This is a genomic window from Sphingobium sp. TomMM15, assembly GCF_055397045.1.
Window position 1 is genome coordinate 1203179 of the sequence record NZ_AP027314.1, and the last position, 14859, is coordinate 1218037.

Consider the following 14859-nt stretch of genomic DNA (forward strand, 5'->3'; position numbering starts at 1 on the left):
TTTTCCTCACCCCGTTCGCCCTGAGCCTGTCGAAGGGCTCTATTTCTTTTAAGAAAGTGGAGGGCTTCGACAAGCTCAGCCCGAACGGGATTAAAAGGTGGTGCCGGTTAAATCCAACTCTGATCTATCGCGCAACCAACTCGCAAAAGCGTCGGGCCACGGCGAACTCATCCCGCCGTCTGGCTGATCGGGCCGCGGCTTCTGCGTCCTCGCCCCACTGTTCGACTTCCCAAGCCTCATCTATTTCTGACGCGGTCCAGATCGCATCGGCATCATGTCCGCCCTCGACGATCGCCAGGCCGCAGACCAGCGAACCCGACAGGGTCACGAGCGTGGACAATCCCGCTAGCGTGAAAGGATCATAGACTTTCACCGCCGCATCCAGCCGCTCCAAAGTCTCTGGCGGCTGATCGACCGGAATGATGCCTTGGGTCACGCGAAACGTGACGTCATAACGCCGCCGCGCCCAGTCCAGCAGCGGGTCCCACGCCGCCGCCTCCCGCGACACCAGTTCCGCAGGCCCTTCGGCGCGATAGCAGAGCAGGTCGCTGGTTCCATAATTGGCGATGCCCGAAGCGAAGCTCTCGCGATTGGGCGCAATCTGGTCGATGGCCCCGTTGGCAAGGCCCGTGAAGGGCATAGAGCGCGGATCGACCATATCACCCTGGCCGCGCCATTCCTCGGCCACAGCCTCCGCCAATCCCGTGGTCGGCAACGCCAGCGCCGCGCGCGCGGGCGTTCGCACCGGACGCCCGTCCAGCTGGATCTCATGCCCAGCCTCGCCGGAAATCACCGCGACATCCTTGTAGAAGCGCCTCATTGTGGCGGCTTCCGGAACAGGGCCAACAGCAGACGCGGCACGATGATGAACTGAAACAGGCCGACCAGCACGAATATCATGCCCATCGCCTTGGCCTTGCTGCCCTGCACCCAGCTAAAACGCTCCATCAGGATGAGGAAGCCGAACATCACGAGCAGGGCACCCGAAAGGCGGAACATGCCAAGCGCGAAGTGACGCTGGCGCGCGACCTTTTCAGGATCGACGGGAGGGGGAGGAGGAAAGTCGGTCATGCTGCGCGGATATGGTTCCTGAGTTCATCGCTGTCCATCGCCACGGCATGCGCGCCAGCCGCAATGAGATCGGCGGGCAAATGATAGCCCCAACCGACCCCCAACGCCCTCGTCCCCGCGCTCAGCGCCATGTCGATGTCATAGCTGGTGTCGCCGATCATCACCGTCGTTTCCGGACTCGCGCCCGCTTCCGCCATGGCGGTCAGCAGCATGGACGGATGCGGCTTGGACGGATGCCGGTCGGCGGTCTGAAGCGTCACGAAATGCGCATCGATGCCATGATGCGCCAGGCAGAGGTTCAGCCCCCGATCCGACTTGCCGGTCGCCACGCCCAGCAGCCATCCTTCGGCATCCAGTTCCCGGATCAACTCGGCTATCCCCGGATATAGCGGCTCCGACACCGCATTATCGCGGCGCATCTGCTGGAAAGCGCGCTTGTAGCTTTCCGACAGATGGTCATGGAAATCCGCCTGTGCTTCCGGCAGCAATCGCGCGATCGCCAACGGCAGCGACAGGCCAACCACGGACAGGATCGTCATCCGATCAGGCGCAGCCAGCTTCTCGCCCTCAAATGCCAGCGTCATGGCCGCGCAGATGCTGTGCTGGCTATCGACCAGAGTGCCGTCGCAATCGAAAACGGCAAGGCGGTTGCTCATTTCTTGCGGGGGCTCCCGCTACTACCCGATCCGCGCGACCGCCGTTCCCCACGACGCTCCTTGCGCCATTGCTTGGCATGGGCACGCGCCGCCTTCTTCTCATCCTCGCGGGTTGGCGCGCGGGCGATTTCCTCGTCCAGCGGCAGGTCACCCGCATTGATGTCGAAGCCCAGCGAAATCAGGCTAGCCGCGAAATGCTCGGGCAGATCGGCACGCACATCGACGCGGCCGCCGTCGGGATGATCGACACGGATGCGGCGGGCGTGCAGGTGCATCTTCCGGCTGATCGAGCCAGACAGGAACGCTTCCTTGCCGCCATATTTGCCGTCGCCGACAATCGGATGCCCGATAGCCGCCATATGCACGCGCAACTGGTGCGTGCGACCCGTATGCGGTTGCAGTTCGACCCAGGAGGCCCGGTTCCCCGCGCGCTCGATCACGCGGTAGCGCGAGCGGGCGGGCATCCCCTCTTCCTCATCAACATGCATTTTCTCGCCGCCGGTGCCGGGCTGCTTGGCGATGGGCAGCTCGATCATGCCGTCATTGATCGAGGGCACGCCCATGACGATCGCCCAATAAACCTTGCGCGCGGTGCGGCTGGAAAAAGCCTTCGCGAAATAAGCCGCCGACCGCGCCGTGCGGGCCACCAGCAACGCGCCGGACGTATCCTTGTCCAGCCGATGGACCAGCTTGGGCCGCTGATCCAGCTCATATTCCAAAGCGTCGAGCAGGCCGTCGACATGCTCATCGGTCTTGGTGCCGCCCTGCGTCGCCAGGCCCGGCGGCTTGTTGATGACGATCGCCTGCGCGTCGCGATGGATCACCATATTCTGTGCGAAACTGATCTCGTCTTCGCTCAATTCCGGCCGGACGCGGCGAGGCTTGGCGGTCTCGGCGGCTTTGGGCTCGGCAGGAGGAACGCGGATGAGCTGCCCCTCGGCCACGCGATCGCCCGGCGCGGCGCGCGCGCCATCAACTCGCAACTGACCCGTGCGAGACCAGCGCGACACGCTGTTGAAGCCGATGTCGGGCAAATGCCGCTGGAACCAGCGATCCAGCCGGATGCCATCATCGTCCGCGCCCACGCGGAACTGACGCACGTCCAGCGAAACGCCTTTACCCGCAGCAGCAGCCTTGGGCGCAGCAACCTTGGGCGCTGCGACCTTGGGCGTTGTAGGCCTGGCGGGAGTTTTCGCCGGTGACTTGTGCGCATCAGGCTTGCGCGCCCGCGCCGCCTTTGCACCACTATGGGCGCGGCCGGGCGCGCCACCGCCGGGCTTGCCCCCACGCGAGGGACCGGAAGGCTTGCCGGGAGGACGCCCCTTCATGCGACGCTCCGCATCATGCCAAGGCCAAGAATCAGAGCGCCGACCGCCGCGATGACTGACAGGGCAGCATAGCTCATCGCCATGCCCAACTGCCCCCGCTCGATCATCAGCACGGTCTCCAGACTGAAGGAGGAAAATGTCGTAAAGCCGCCAAGCAGACCGACTGCCAGTAACAGACGCAAGGCTTCACCCGATGCAGCGCCGAACCGCGCCAGCCAACCGGCAAGCAGACCCATGGCAAAGCCGCCCAGCACGTTCGCGGCAAAGGTGCCCCAGGGCCATTGCACACCCGGCAGCATGTGACCGGCAAAGCGGCCCAGCTGATAGCGCGCCAGCGCGCCAACCGCGCCGCCGCCCATGACAAGGAGGATATTGTTCATCCCGCCCGCCCTAGAGGCAAATTGCGGTAAAGAAAATGGCGGCGCGCGCCTTTCTGCGCGCTTACCGTCCCTTGTCGGCGATTATATCGACATTCGTCCGCCCGCCCGATGCATTGGTGAAGACCAGCAGGAAAGCGGCGCCGTCATCCTTGCGCGTACCGCCGAGCACATGATCGCCGCCCATAACCGTGTGTTCGGCGTCAAAGCCGGAACGTCGTGCCTGCGTATAATAATAGTCCATGACACTCTGGCGGGGCACCGGCGTCACAAAAGTGGCCGCGCGCAGCGTGCAACCATTTTTGTCCGCGCCCGCCGCCTCCGTCAATTTGGCACCGGGGTAAACGCCGAAGGGATCGGGCAGGCGGCTGGCCCACTGTATGCCGTAGGCCAGTTGCTTGCGGCAGAAGACATTGCCGCCCGGCTTGTCCTGACCTTGAGCGGCGGAGGCCAGCGCAGCCGCCGGTTCCTTCCCCTCACCTGCCGTTGAAGCAGGGGTCGCGAGCAGCTTACCACCCGCGAGCTTCACCGATTCGGCCAGTGCCTTAGCCGCGTCGCCACTAAGCTTCGGCAAACCCGCGATCGCAGGGCGTCCGGATTGCCCCGTCAATTTGGGATCGACCGTGATCTTCCCACCCAATGCTTCCTGAAGGGCAGGGTCCACGGCATTGTTGGTCAGCTGGGCGTCGAGGGCGTTAAGATCAGCCTCCTTGTCCCCCTTCCCGCAACTCGCCAATGGCAGCGCGAGCAGCACGGCAAGGGCATAGGCAGAACGGAAAGGCGGCATGGCTTAACTCCTTTGTAAACAAGAGGTGAATGTCAGGAGTTAATTTTCCGTTAGTGATTTTGGTAAATCGCTAAATATTCCCATGCCATTAAGATGCGAATGGCATCCACGCCCATCTTGTCTCCGGGCGGAACAAGGCCCATTTCATCGCGATGCTAAACGTCCTCTCGGTCCTGATCGGCCTTTTCGCCCTCCTGCTGATGATCCCGGCTTTCCTGCCGCTTTTGGGGATCGCCAATTGGCTGCTGGTGCCGATCGCACTGTTTGGCGCCGTGATCGGGATATTATCGACGCGTAACAGCGGCCGCAACCTGTGCCTCATCGTCGCGGCGATCGGGGCGTTCCGCCTGTTCATGGGCGGAGGCATTTTCTGAACCCGCATGATCAGCAGCTAAGGACGGGCTTGCTCGCTGCGGTGGCGGCCTATGGGCTCTGGGGCCTGCTGCCTATCTTTTTCAAGCTGCTCCACGCCGTGACCCCGGTCGAGGTCGTGGCGCAGCGGGTCATATGGTCGCTCATCCTGATCGTCGGCGTGCTCGCGGCACGGCGGAAACTGGGCGCGCTTGGAGCAGCATTGCGCGACAGGCGGATCGTCCTGCCCCTCACCGCATCCGCACTGTTCATCGGGTTCAACTGGCTGGTTTATGTATGGTCGGTCAATAACGGCCACGTCATCGCTGCCAGCCTTGGCTATTTCCTCAATCCACTGGTCAATGTCGCGCTCGGCGTCCTGGTGCTGAAGGAACGGCTGCGGCGCGGGCAAACCATCGCCATCGCGATCGCTGCGGTGGGTGTCGCCATCATGGCGGCGGCGGCCTTCACCACCCTGTGGATCAGCATCGGTCTAGCCGTCAGCTTTGCCTTGTACGGCCTTGTCCGCAAATTGACCCCGGTTGCGCCGATGGTTGGCCTGGGCGCGGAAACGCTGCTGCTCGCGCCGCTCGCTCTTGCATATCTGCTATGGCTGTGGGGCCATGGCGGCATCAGCCTTGGGCGGGAAAGCTATACCAGCAGCCTTTTGATCTTCTCGGGCGCGCTGACGACGGTGCCGCTGATCCTGTTCGCCATGGCTGCTCAGCGCCTGCCGCTTACGACGCTGGGCCTCATCCAATATCTCGCGCCCACGCTGCAATTCCTGTGCGGCGTGCTGCTCTATGGCGAGAAACTGACACAGGGCCAGATGATCAGCTTCGCACTGATCTGGCTGGGCCTCATCCTGTTTGCGACAGACAGCTTCGCCGCCGCCCGCAAGAACAGGCTGGCGGCGGCGTAGCGAGTTAGCGCGCTCAGGCGAACTCGGTCGCCTCGAAGCGCACGGCTTCGCCCACCGCTTCATTGGCCAGCGTATCTTCCCACATGACCCGATTCCCGCGCACGATCGTCCCCACGGCCTTGCCGGTGAGGTCCATACCTTCAAAGGGCGACCAATTGCAGCGCGAGGACAGCCAGTCGCTGCCTACCGTCCACCGTTTCTTGAGGTCCACCACCGTGAAGTCGGCATCATAGCCAAGCGCAATCCGCCCCTTGCCGACAAGCCCGAACACCCGCTGCGGACCTGACGAGGTCAATTCGATAAACCGCCGCAGCGACAAACGCCCCTCCGCCACATGGTTGAGCAGCAAGGGCACCAGCGTCTGGACGCCCGGCATGCCGCTGGGCGATCCGGGATAGGTTTTCGCCTTCTCCTCGATCGTATGCGGCGCATGGTCGCTGCCCAGCACATCAGGCACGCCCTGATTGAGCCAGTGCCACAGGCCGTCCCGGTGCGAGGCCGACCGGATCGGCGGGTTCATCTGCGCATAGGTGCCAAGCCGGGGATAGGCATCCTCCGCCGCCAGCGTCAGATGCTGCGGCGTCACTTCGCAGGTGGCGATGTCCTTATGCCCGGCGATATATTCCAGCTCCGCGGGCGTCGTCACATGCAGGATGTGGATGCGCCGACGCGCCTGACGGGCAAGACCGATGATCCGCTTCGTGGCGATCATCGCGCTTTCATCATCGCGCCAGACGGGGTGGGAGGAAGGATCGCCCTCCACCCGCAAATCCTTGCGCGCATTCATCCGCGCCTCATCCTCGGCATGGATGGCAACACGCCGCGTACCGCTCGCCAACACACGCGACAGCGCCGCGTCATCATCCACCAGCAGACTGCCGGTCGACGCGCCCATGAAAATCTTCACGCCCGCCGTACCGGGAATACGCTCCAGTTCTTTCAGCGCTTCGGCATTGTCGGCCGTCGCACCGACATAAAAAGCATGGTCGCACCACATGCGATGGTGAGCGCGGGCCAGCTTGTCATGCACGCGCTCGGCGCTGTCCGTATTCGGGTTGGTGTTCGGCATCTCGAACACAGAAGTGATCCCGCCCAGCACGGCGGAGCGGCTGCCTGATTCGAGATCTTCCTTATGCTCAAGGCCTGGCTCGCGGAAATGCACCTGGCTGTCGATGCAGCCAGGCAACACGTCCAGCCCGGTGCAGTCGATTACCTCGCCAGCGTCGCCTAGCGAAGACCCGATCGCCACGACCTTGCCGCCGCGCACGCCGACATCGGTCTGCGCCGCCCCGCCGGGCGTGTGGACGGTGCCGTTCTTCAGGATCAGGTCGAAATTCTGGGACATGATTGCTCGCCGCTTGGATATGGTCGGCGTCTGTCCTACCTAAAGCCGATGACCGGCACCACCCTAACCGACCGCGCGCTACTCAGAATTTCAGGCGAAGAGGCACGGTCCTTCCTGCAAGGCCTGCTGACCCGTGACGTGCTGGCACTCAAGGCGGACGAACCACGCTGGACCGGGCTCCTGACGCCGCAGGGGAAAGCACTGTATGACCTCATTTTGTGGGCGGACGGCGACGATGTGCTGATCGATTGCGAGGCTGCGCAGGCGGAAGCGCTGGCGAAGCGGCTCACCCTCTACCGCCTCCGCCGCAAGGTGACGATCGCGCGGGAGGAATCACTCGCGGTCCACTGGTCGCTCGAAACCACTGACAAGCCAGCCGACCCGCGCCTCGCCGACCTCGGCCATCGCTGGCTCGCTCCGCCCGCATCGGGCGACGCCTCTTCTGCCTTCCGCGCCCACCGCCTGTCGCTCGGCGTGTTCGAAGGCGCGGGCGAGCTTGGTCAGGACCAGACGCTATGGCTGGAGACCAATGCGGGCGGCCTGCATGGCGTTGACTTCGACAAGGGCTGCTATGTCGGTCAGGAAAACACCGCCCGCATGCATTATCGCAGCAAGGTGAACCGCCGCCTCATCGCCGTGCCCTTGGCCAACGCTGACGAGAAGCGCCAACGCGCCGCCCTGCCTGACCTTGGTCTATCTATCGAACTGCGCCGCGTGGAAGACATCGATCCCGCGACCCTGCCTCCATGGCTCGCCGCCACGATCGCGGAGCAAGCCGCCGAATGAAGCGCCTCTTGCTCGCCCTGATCGGGGCTCTCAGTATCACAGTGCCCGCATGGGCCGATACGCCCTGGACACTGGTCAAAGCCTATCCTCACGATCCCATGGCCTTTACTGAGGGCCTCTTCTTCCACGACGGCGCCCTCTACGAAAGCACCGGCCTGGAGGGCCAGTCGGAAATCCGCAAAGTCTCGCTTGAGAACGGCAAGGTCCTCGAAAGCCGCACCCTCGCTCCGCAATATTTCGGCGAAGGCATCGTCAACTGGAAAGACCGGCTGATCAGCCTAACCTGGCGCCATCGTCAAGGCTTCGTTTGGAAAATCAATGGGTTCTCGCCGCTTTCCCAGTTTCGCTATGAAGGCGAAGGCTGGGGCCTGACCCAGGACGGCCAAAGCCTGATCATGAGCGATGGCACCTCGCAGCTTCGCTTCCTCGACCCCGAAACGCTTGGCGAGACACGCCGCATCACGGTCACGTTCAACGGCCGTCCGGTCGAGCGTCTGAACGAACTGGAATATGTGAAGGGCGAGCTATGGGCGAACATCTGGTATGACACGCGCATCGCCCGGATCGATCCCGCGACCGGCAATGTCATCGACTGGATCGACATTGCCCCCCTAATCCGAGAAAGCGGCGTTACTGATAGTGAAGGCGTACCCAACGGCATCGCCTATGACCAGAAGCACGACCGCATCTTCATTACTGGCAAATACTGGCCAAAGCTGTTCGAGATACGCCTGAAAAAGCAAAGCAAGGACGCGCGTTAACCGGCCGCCTTCTTGCGCCGCGTTTCCCATCCCTTCTTCGCCGCCGCAGATCGATCCGCCGCCGACCGCCCAGCCGAAGCGGCGCCGCCCTTTCGCCCGCCCTTGCGCGAGGAAACATGCGTGTCAGGCTTCCCCCGCCCCGACCCGGACTTGTTTCCGCCACCGGATTCCTTGTTCACCGTGGCCCAGGCCCGCCGTTCCGCCTCCTTCCGGGAAACGCCGCGATCTTCATATCCTTCCTCGATATGCTCGGCCTTACGCTTTTGCTTGTCGGTATAACTGCCCTTGTCGCCACGCGGCATGATCCATCTCCTGTCATTAGCCCCCCACCGCCTTCCAACGATCATTCGGCGATCGCGTTCACAACGCTGCGCTTGCGTCACGAAACTGGCGGAACGGAAGCTGATGGGCGGGCGTTCCCCGGCTATGGAACAGCGCACCCTTATCGAACGGCTGGCCCGCCATCTCGCCGCGCATGAACCCGATCAGTGGCAGGCGCACGTAGCCGACGCGGCCAGCATCCTCGCCATCATGAAAGACCCTGACCCCGCCATGCGCGAGGCAGGTGACGAAGCTCAATGGCGCGCTATGATCAACGCCGCGCTTCGGGAGCGGTGGGCGGTCACGACTCACCCGGGAGGCGACCATGCTGAACCCGGCACCGATGAAGAGGGCGAATTTTCCCTTCATCCCCATGGCGTTACCCAGGACCGTGCCGACTGGGTCCATGTTCATGACAGGCAGGAGAAATCATCATGAAGGGGTTGTTGAAGCTGGCATTTCTTGGCGGGCTGGGCGCTGTGGCATGGCGTAGCTGGAAAGACCGGAAGGCCCCAGCTGAGCTTGACGATCGCGCGCCGGTGGGATCGTCGGGAATCATCCGGGACGCCGGTCCCGCAGAACAGCATATCGCCCCAAGCGACTGGGACATGATCGACGAGCAGGTGGACGAATCCTTCCCGGCAAGCGACCCGCCCGGTAACTATCGCGGCATAGCCTGACCTGTTCCGACTGGCGCGGTTGTTGCCCCTGACCGACCCGGCCTCTATGAGACGGGGCCGTAATGGCCGCACATCGCCATCGACCGACAAAAGGGGAAATCCAGCAAATGCCTTCGGGTCTCATCGCGCTGCTCGACGACGTAGCGGGAATAGCCAAGCTCACAGCCACGTCTCTGGACGATGTCGCCGCAGCCGCAGGTAAGGCCGGGTCGAAGGCGGCCGGGGTCGTCATCGACGACGCAGCGGTGACGCCCCGCTATGTCATGGGGCTGACGCCGGATCGCGAGCTTCCGATCATCTGGAAGATCGCGCGCGGATCGCTGCGTAACAAGCTGCTGTTCCTCCTCCCCGCCGCCCTGCTGCTGAGCGCCTTCGCGCCCTGGCTTCTCCCGCCATTGCTGATGCTGGGCGGCGCATTCCTCTGCTTTGAGGCCGTCGAAAAGCTGCTGGAGGCGGTTCAAGGCGGGCATGACGTCGCGCAGGAAGCGCTCACCACCCACAGTTCTCAGGAGCTGGAGGACCAAAAGGTTGCGGGCGCCATCCGCACCGACTTCATCCTTTCCGGCGAGATCATGGCAATCGCGCTCGGCACCGTGGCAGCAGAACCGCTTTGGGAACAGGCGCTGATCCTGGTCGTCGTCGCCATTCTCATCACAGCGGGCGTCTATGGCGTCGTCGGCTTCATCGTGAAGATGGACGACATCGGCCTGCACCTGACCGAACGCTCCTCATCAACGGCGCGCACCGTGGGACGCGGGCTGGTCCATGCCATGCCAATCCTGATGAAGATCCTGTCCGTGGTTGGTACAGCCGCCATGTTGTGGGTCGGCGGCGGCCTGATCGTTCACGGATTGCATGAGTTCCACTGGGACCTGATCCCCGGCGCCATCCACCATGTTGCGCAAAGCGTGGCGGCCACCGCGCCCGCCATCGGGCCTTTCCTGGATTGGACCGTGACCGCGATCGGCGGGGCCATCGTCGGGCTGGTGATCGGTGGGATCATCGTTGCGGTGCTGCACCTGTTCAAAAAGCACTGAAGCACGCGGCACGCCGGACATTCGGCCAATGCAGAACTTAAAAACGCCCCAAACCCATTCCCCCTGGCGCGTCGAGGCCGTCGCCCTGCTCGCCCTTGCGCTGCCGATGATCGCGGGGAATGTCGCCTGGGCAGGGATAGCCGCGACCGACCTTTTGCTGATCGGCCGTCTGGGCGCGCAAAGCGTCGCGGCGGGCGCGCTCGCCATCAACCTGTTCCAGGCCCTGCTCATATTCGGCATGGGCCTTGTCACAGCCGCCGCGCCGCTGATCGCCAATGAGCGTGGCCGCCGCCGCCATTCCGTCCGCGACGTGCGCCGCACGGTCCAACAGACGCTGCGCGCCGCCTTTTTGTTCGTACTGCCCGCCTGGGCGCTGCTCTGGCAGAGCGAAGCCATCCTCCTCGCCATGGGGCAGCAGCCCGACCTTGCCCATCAGGCCGGAGTCATGATGCGCGGGCTGCAATGGGCGCTGCTTCCCTTCCTAGCCTTCTCGACGCTGCGCAATTTCATGTCGGCGCTGGAGCGGCCAGTCTGGGCCGTGGTCGTCATGCTGCTTGCCATACCCTTCAACCTCTTGGCGGGGTGGGTTCTGATCTTTGGTAAGCTGGGCATGCCAGCCCTTGGCCTTTTAGGCGCGGGACTGGCCAGCACCCTGTCCTCCTGCTTCCTTTTTTTGAGCCTTCTGGCGGTGATCCTGATCGACCGGCGCTTCCGCCGCTATCGGGTGATGGGCCGCTTCTGGGCTAACGACCAGGACCGGCATCGCGCCGTCTGGGCGCTGGGCCTGCCGATCGCGATCACTGTGGGTTTTGAGACGACGGTGTTCAACGCCTCGGCCTTGCTCATGGGCCTCATCGGCCGCGATTCCCTCGCCGCGCATGCCGTCGCGATTCAAATCGCCGCGCTTCTCTTCATGGTGCCCATGGGCATAGGTCAGGCCGCCACAGTACGAGTCGGCCTCGCTCAGGGACGCGGCGATGCTGCCGAAATCGGACGCGCGGGCTGGCTCGCCCTCCTGCTGGGCTTCGGATTCGCGCTGGCTGCCGCCATCCTGCTTATCACCGTGCCCCGTCTGCTGATCGGCGCCTTCCTCGACCTGAACGATCCCGCTAATGCTCGAACGGCGGCGCTGGCGGTCAGCTTCCTGGCCGTGGCCGCGCTGTTTCAACTGGTGGATGCCACACAGGCGGTCGCCGCCGGTGTTTTGCGCGGCCTGCATGATACGAAGGTGCCGATGATCTTCGCGCTGATCGGCTACTGGATCATCGGCGTGGGCGTGGGAACGGTCCTGGCATTCCCGCTCGGAATGGAAGGTCTGGGCATATGGCTAGGCCTCGCCAGCGGCCTTGGTGCGGTGGCACTACTGCTCCTCATCCGCTGGACGATGCGGGAACGGCTGGGCCTCGTCAGCTCATCCTGAAAAGCGCCCGGATGCACTTTGCGTCGATATTGCGGCGCACAAAGCAATTGAAGACAGCCTGCGAATCGGTAATGACGAAAATCATGACTGCCCCGACGACCATTTTCGAAGCCATCGCGCTTCAGAAATGCCTGATGGCGACCTACAATAAATTGGTCGTCAAGCTGGCACCCCACATCCTTTACACGCGCCATGATGAGATGTTCATCGACGCCGTGACGGTGGAACGCGAAGGCGGTCCGCCACGCGAACTGAAGCTCGGCACATTCAAGCTGGCGGGGCTCAACGACGTCACCGTGCTCGATGAGACGTTCGAGGCGATGTACGGTCTCTACAATGAGACCGACGACAAATATAAGGGCGTGACCCTCTTCGCCGTCGCGCCCGAGAGCGCAGTCGCCTGAGAGCCGACGGAGCGGCCCCGGCAGGCCGCTCCTTTCATTTCTTCAGCCGATAGCCGGTACGGAATACCCATCCGATAACCGCCAGGCACACCGCCAGCATCCCTGCGATGAACAACAGGCTGAACTCGATCCCCACGTCGCCCCGGCCGAAAAAGGTCCAGCGGAAGCCCGACACTAGATAGACGATCGGGTTGAACAGCGTCACCGTGCGCCACGGCTCGGGCAGCATATGCACTGAATAGAAAGCGCCGCCCAGAAAGGTCATGGGCATGATCAGCAGAAGCGGGATCACCTGCAACTGCTCAAAGCTCTGTGCCCAGATGCCCAGGATGAACCCGAACAGGCAGAAACTGACCGCGATCAGCACCATGAACGCCACCATGGCGATCGGATGTTCGACATGAACGTCGACGAACAGATGCGCCGTCACGAATATGATCGTGCCCACGCTCAACGCCTTGGTCGCCGCCGCGCCGACATAGGCGATCACCGTTTCCGTCGCCGATACGGGCGCTGAAAGCAGCTCGTAAATGGTGCCCGCGAATTTGGGCATATAGATGCCGAAGCTCGCGTTGAAGATGCTTTCAGTGAACATTGACATCATGATGAGGCCGGGCACGATGAACGCCGCATAATCGATGCCGTCAATCTGCGTCATCCGCGACCCGATCGCACCGCCGAACACCACGAAATACAGGGATGTCGTGATCACCGGCACCAGCAAGCCGGTCAGCAATGTGCGGCTGAACCGGTGCAGTTCGAATTTGTAGATCGACCAGATCGCCCGATAATTGAAGCCGCTCATGCCACCTTCTCCTGATGGACCAGGCTGACGAAAATATCCTCCAGGCTGCTCTGCTGCGTGTTGAGGTCCTTATAGCCGATGCCCAGGTCGCCCAGCGTCCGCAACAATGAGGACACGCCCGTACGCTCGGCACGCGTATCGAAAATATATTCGATCTCATGGCCGTCGGACTTTAGCGACAAATCCCATTGGCTGAGTTCCGCCGGAAGCTGGTGCAGCGGCTGGTTGAGCGCCACGGTCAGGCTCTTCTTGCCCAGCTTCTTCATCAGCGCCGTCTTTTCCTCGACCAGGATCAGTTCCCCATTGTTGATCACGCCCACCCGATCGGCCATTTCCTCGGCCTCTTCGATATAATGGGTCGTCAGAATGATGGTCACCCCCGTCTGCCGCAGTTCGCCGATCAGCTTCCACATGTCCCGGCGCAACTCAACGTCCACGCCAGCGGTCGGCTCGTCCAGAAACAGCACGCGCGGCTCATGGCTCAGCGCCTTGGCGATCATCACCCGCCGCTTCATGCCGCCGGACAGTTCAAGCATCTTGTTGTTGCGCTTGTCCCAAAGCGACAGGTCGCGCAGCACCTTTTCGATATGGGCATCGTTGCGCGGCTTGCCGAACAGCCCACGGGAAAAGCGTACCGTGTCGATCACCCGTTCAAAGGCGTCGGTGTGCAATTCCTGCGGCACCAACCCGATCGCGGAGCGCGATCCGCGATAGTCACGCACGATGTCATGCCCCGCAACGGTCACTGTTCCACCGCTCGGCCGCACATTGCCGCAGATGATGGAGATCATCGTCGTCTTGCCCGCGCCATTGGGGCCTAGCAGGGCAAAAATCTCGCCCTCCTCAATCTCAAGATCGATGCCCTTAAGCGCCTGAAAACCCGATGCGTAGCTTTTCGTCAGCCCGGAAACGGTAATGATGGACGCCATGCGCGCAAAAGCCCCTTTTTATCTGCACGCCAAGATAGGGGCGCCGGGTCCAAGCGCAACCGGCCTATTCGCCCTGACGATGAAAGCGGAACACTGTTGCTGGCGGAAAATTGCGCACCGTCTGTCCCACGCGCGCGACTTCCAAGTCCAGCGCATACAGGACGTCACGGCTGACCGGCGGCCGCGTAGAATAGGTGAACTGGATAAAGCTGCCGCCCGGCCGCAGCATGCGGAATGCTTCGGACAGAATGTCGGCATGCACATGGCGGTCCATCGCTAGCAGCGGAAGGCCGCTTATCACCGTCTGATATTGCCCCGGCTCACCAGCCGCCGCCGTCGATACGATCTGCGCTGGCGTTTCCAGCACCGACACATGCGGAAAGTGCCGCCGCAGCCCGCGCGCGAAGGCGGGATTGATCTCCACCACCTCCAGCTTTTCCGGCGGCAGGCCCGTCTGCAGGATCGCGCGCGTGAATACGCCAGTCCCGCCGCCCAATTCCATCACTCGGCCATCCAGCGGATCAATATGCGCCACCATCAACCGGGCAAGATAGCGGCTGCTCGGCACCACCGAGGCGGTTTGGCGCGGCTTCTTCACCCAGGCGGCCAGGAAATCCAGATATTCCGTCGCCCGCGCCCGGAATTCGCTCCGGGGCATGGCGACTGCCCGGCCGCGTTTGGACTTGTCATGCATGAGCGAAAGGCGACCGGAAACATGTCATCGCGACTCCCCTTAGCGAGCCTGAAGCGCGCCGTCGATTGGCTTTAACATGTCTATAGATGGCAAATTTTTCACTTGTGCGGCGCGCGTCGCGATTCCCACCGGGACCTGCCCGCAAGCCTTCCCGAACAAATATGCAGGATAAGACTGAAGGTGAT

General features: G+C 62.8%; 20 protein-coding genes. 8 read left to right on the forward strand and 12 right to left on the reverse strand.

Going from position 1 to position 14859, the window contains the following annotated elements; all coding sequences use genetic code 11:
* Window positions 1-124: 124 nt before the first annotated feature.
* The 6 genes from ACZ51H_RS06110 to ACZ51H_RS06135 form a co-directional block, all read right to left on the reverse strand.
* Window positions 125-820, reverse strand: coding sequence for an ATP12 family chaperone protein (locus ACZ51H_RS06110; RefSeq protein WP_464772482.1), 696 nt, complete (start codon window positions 818-820; stop codon window positions 125-127).
* A complete protein-coding gene (locus ACZ51H_RS06115; RefSeq protein WP_449473194.1) occupies window positions 817-1071 on the reverse strand; it encodes a hypothetical protein in 255 nt (84 codons plus the stop codon). Before ACZ51H_RS06115 ends, ACZ51H_RS06110 begins: the two co-directional genes overlap by 4 nt.
* Entirely contained in the window at window positions 1068-1727 is a 660-nt protein-coding gene (locus ACZ51H_RS06120; RefSeq protein WP_464802771.1) for an HAD-IA family hydrolase, read from the reverse strand. Before ACZ51H_RS06120 ends, ACZ51H_RS06115 begins: the two co-directional genes overlap by 4 nt.
* The gene (locus ACZ51H_RS06125; RefSeq protein WP_464802772.1) at window positions 1724-3055 is read right to left on the reverse strand and encodes an RluA family pseudouridine synthase; all 1332 of its coding nucleotides are present in this window, start codon (window positions 3053-3055) and stop codon (window positions 1724-1726) included. The genes ACZ51H_RS06120 and ACZ51H_RS06125 overlap by 4 nt, the downstream gene beginning before the upstream one ends.
* Window positions 3052-3435 (reverse strand): fluoride efflux transporter CrcB, encoded by a 384-nt coding sequence (gene crcB / locus ACZ51H_RS06130; RefSeq protein ID WP_464802773.1) that lies wholly within the window; start codon window positions 3433-3435, stop codon window positions 3052-3054. The genes ACZ51H_RS06125 and crcB overlap by 4 nt, the downstream gene beginning before the upstream one ends.
* Before the next feature lie 61 nt (window positions 3436-3496).
* Window positions 3497-4219 carry a hypothetical protein gene (locus ACZ51H_RS06135; RefSeq protein WP_464802774.1) on the reverse strand — a complete coding sequence of 241 codons (723 nt, stop codon included), beginning with the start codon at window positions 4217-4219 and terminating at the stop codon, window positions 3497-3499.
* A 152-nt stretch (window positions 4220-4371) separates the two neighbouring features.
* Between ACZ51H_RS06135 and ACZ51H_RS06140 the strand changes: the two genes are divergently transcribed.
* The gene (locus ACZ51H_RS06140; RefSeq protein ID WP_464802775.1) at window positions 4372-4593 is read left to right on the forward strand and encodes a hypothetical protein; all 222 of its coding nucleotides are present in this window, start codon (window positions 4372-4374) and stop codon (window positions 4591-4593) included.
* 29 nt (window positions 4594-4622) lie between these two features.
* Window positions 4623-5492 (forward strand): EamA family transporter RarD, encoded by an 870-nt coding sequence (gene rarD / locus ACZ51H_RS06145; protein WP_464802776.1) that lies wholly within the window; start codon window positions 4623-4625, stop codon window positions 5490-5492.
* A 13-nt stretch (window positions 5493-5505) separates the two neighbouring features.
* Here the strand turns inward: rarD and ACZ51H_RS06150 are convergent, their stop codons facing one another.
* Window positions 5506-6837 (reverse strand): dihydroorotase, encoded by a 1332-nt coding sequence (locus ACZ51H_RS06150; RefSeq protein WP_464802777.1) that lies wholly within the window; start codon window positions 6835-6837, stop codon window positions 5506-5508.
* Window positions 6838-6885: 48 nt separating this feature from the next.
* On the opposite strand from ACZ51H_RS06150, the gene ygfZ reads away from it, so the two are divergent.
* Window positions 6886-7623: a CAF17-like 4Fe-4S cluster assembly/insertion protein YgfZ gene (gene ygfZ / locus ACZ51H_RS06155; RefSeq protein WP_464802778.1), complete on the forward strand. Its 738-nt coding sequence runs from the start codon at window positions 6886-6888 to the stop codon at window positions 7621-7623.
* The gene (locus tag ACZ51H_RS06160) at window positions 7620-8384 is read left to right on the forward strand and encodes a glutaminyl-peptide cyclotransferase (RefSeq protein ID WP_464802779.1); all 765 of its coding nucleotides are present in this window, start codon (window positions 7620-7622) and stop codon (window positions 8382-8384) included. The genes ygfZ and ACZ51H_RS06160 overlap by 4 nt, the downstream gene beginning before the upstream one ends.
* On the opposite strand, the gene ACZ51H_RS06165 is transcribed toward ACZ51H_RS06160, so the two are convergent.
* Both ACZ51H_RS06165 and ACZ51H_RS06170 read right to left on the reverse strand, forming a co-directional pair.
* Entirely contained in the window at window positions 8381-8686 is a 306-nt protein-coding gene (locus tag ACZ51H_RS06165) for a plasmid stabilization protein (RefSeq protein WP_196225854.1), read from the reverse strand. The two genes, ACZ51H_RS06160 and ACZ51H_RS06165, sit on opposite strands and share 4 nt — an antisense overlap.
* A gap of 58 nt (window positions 8687-8744) precedes the next feature.
* Window positions 8745-9119 carry a hypothetical protein gene (locus ACZ51H_RS06170; RefSeq protein WP_464802780.1) on the reverse strand — a complete coding sequence of 125 codons (375 nt, stop codon included), beginning with the start codon at window positions 9117-9119 and terminating at the stop codon, window positions 8745-8747.
* Window positions 9120-9139: 20 nt separating this feature from the next.
* Between ACZ51H_RS06170 and ACZ51H_RS06175 the strand changes: the two genes are divergently transcribed.
* The 4 genes from ACZ51H_RS06175 (at window position 9140) to ACZ51H_RS06190 (ending at window position 12246) form a co-directional block, all read left to right on the forward strand.
* Entirely contained in the window at window positions 9140-9385 is a 246-nt protein-coding gene (locus ACZ51H_RS06175; protein WP_464772493.1) for a hypothetical protein, read from the forward strand.
* 107 nt (window positions 9386-9492) lie between these two features.
* Window positions 9493-10422 carry a DUF808 domain-containing protein gene (locus ACZ51H_RS06180; protein WP_464802781.1) on the forward strand — a complete coding sequence of 310 codons (930 nt, stop codon included), beginning with the start codon at window positions 9493-9495 and terminating at the stop codon, window positions 10420-10422.
* A 28-nt stretch (window positions 10423-10450) separates the two neighbouring features.
* Entirely contained in the window at window positions 10451-11842 is a 1392-nt protein-coding gene (locus tag ACZ51H_RS06185; RefSeq protein ID WP_464802782.1) for an MATE family efflux transporter, read from the forward strand.
* An 83-nt stretch (window positions 11843-11925) separates the two neighbouring features.
* Window positions 11926-12246, forward strand: coding sequence for a hypothetical protein (locus ACZ51H_RS06190; RefSeq protein WP_464802783.1), 321 nt, complete (start codon window positions 11926-11928; stop codon window positions 12244-12246).
* 34 nt (window positions 12247-12280) lie between these two features.
* Here ACZ51H_RS06190 and ACZ51H_RS06195 read toward each other — a convergent pair whose 3' ends face one another.
* The 3 genes from ACZ51H_RS06195 to ACZ51H_RS06205 form a co-directional block, all read right to left on the reverse strand.
* On the reverse strand, window positions 12281-13051 hold the full coding sequence (locus tag ACZ51H_RS06195; protein ID WP_449473216.1) for an ABC transporter permease: 771 nt from the start codon (window positions 13049-13051) through the stop codon (window positions 12281-12283).
* Entirely contained in the window at window positions 13048-13980 is a 933-nt protein-coding gene (locus ACZ51H_RS06200) for an ABC transporter ATP-binding protein (RefSeq protein ID WP_464772496.1), read from the reverse strand. The genes ACZ51H_RS06195 and ACZ51H_RS06200 overlap by 4 nt, the downstream gene beginning before the upstream one ends.
* 64 nt (window positions 13981-14044) lie before the next feature.
* Window positions 14045-14674: a class I SAM-dependent methyltransferase gene (locus ACZ51H_RS06205; protein ID WP_460986037.1), complete on the reverse strand. Its 630-nt coding sequence runs from the start codon at window positions 14672-14674 to the stop codon at window positions 14045-14047.
* Between the last annotated feature and the right edge of the window lie 185 nt (window positions 14675-14859).

Bases quoted from the DNA above. Each gene is read 5' to 3' on its own strand.
- ACZ51H_RS06110 (WP_464772482.1), bottom strand. From the start codon at position 820: ATGAGGCGCTTCTACAAGGATGTCGCGGTGATTTCCGGCGAGGCTGGG.
- ACZ51H_RS06115 (WP_449473194.1), bottom strand. From the start codon at position 1,071: ATGACCGACTTTCCTCCTCCCCCTCCCGTCGATCCTGAAAAGGTCGCG.
- ACZ51H_RS06120 (WP_464802771.1), bottom strand. From the start codon at position 1,727: ATGAGCAACCGCCTTGCCGTTTTCGATTGCGACGGCACTCTGGTCGAT.
- ACZ51H_RS06125 (WP_464802772.1), bottom strand. From the start codon at position 3,055: ATGAAGGGGCGTCCTCCCGGCAAGCCTTCCGGTCCCTCGCGTGGGGGC.
- crcB (WP_464802773.1), bottom strand. From the start codon at position 3,435: ATGAACAATATCCTCCTTGTCATGGGCGGCGGCGCGGTTGGCGCGCTG.
- ACZ51H_RS06135 (WP_464802774.1), bottom strand. From the start codon at position 4,219: ATGCCGCCTTTCCGTTCTGCCTATGCCCTTGCCGTGCTGCTCGCGCTG.
- ACZ51H_RS06140 (WP_464802775.1), top strand. From the start codon at position 4,372: ATGCTAAACGTCCTCTCGGTCCTGATCGGCCTTTTCGCCCTCCTGCTG.
- ACZ51H_RS06150 (WP_464802777.1), bottom strand. From the start codon at position 6,837: ATGTCCCAGAATTTCGACCTGATCCTGAAGAACGGCACCGTCCACACG.
- ygfZ (WP_464802778.1), top strand. From the start codon at position 6,886: ATGACCGGCACCACCCTAACCGACCGCGCGCTACTCAGAATTTCAGGC.
- ACZ51H_RS06160 (WP_464802779.1), top strand. From the start codon at position 7,620: ATGAAGCGCCTCTTGCTCGCCCTGATCGGGGCTCTCAGTATCACAGTG.
- ACZ51H_RS06165 (WP_196225854.1), bottom strand. From the start codon at position 8,686: ATGCCGCGTGGCGACAAGGGCAGTTATACCGACAAGCAAAAGCGTAAG.
- ACZ51H_RS06170 (WP_464802780.1), bottom strand. From the start codon at position 9,119: ATGAACATGGACCCAGTCGGCACGGTCCTGGGTAACGCCATGGGGATG.
- ACZ51H_RS06175 (WP_464772493.1), top strand. From the start codon at position 9,140: ATGAAGGGGTTGTTGAAGCTGGCATTTCTTGGCGGGCTGGGCGCTGTG.
- ACZ51H_RS06180 (WP_464802781.1), top strand. From the start codon at position 9,493: ATGCCTTCGGGTCTCATCGCGCTGCTCGACGACGTAGCGGGAATAGCC.
- ACZ51H_RS06185 (WP_464802782.1), top strand. From the start codon at position 10,451: ATGCAGAACTTAAAAACGCCCCAAACCCATTCCCCCTGGCGCGTCGAG.
- ACZ51H_RS06190 (WP_464802783.1), top strand. From the start codon at position 11,926: ATGACTGCCCCGACGACCATTTTCGAAGCCATCGCGCTTCAGAAATGC.
- ACZ51H_RS06195 (WP_449473216.1), bottom strand. From the start codon at position 13,051: ATGAGCGGCTTCAATTATCGGGCGATCTGGTCGATCTACAAATTCGAA.
- ACZ51H_RS06200 (WP_464772496.1), bottom strand. From the start codon at position 13,980: ATGGCGTCCATCATTACCGTTTCCGGGCTGACGAAAAGCTACGCATCG.
- ACZ51H_RS06205 (WP_460986037.1), bottom strand. From the start codon at position 14,674: ATGCATGACAAGTCCAAACGCGGCCGGGCAGTCGCCATGCCCCGGAGC.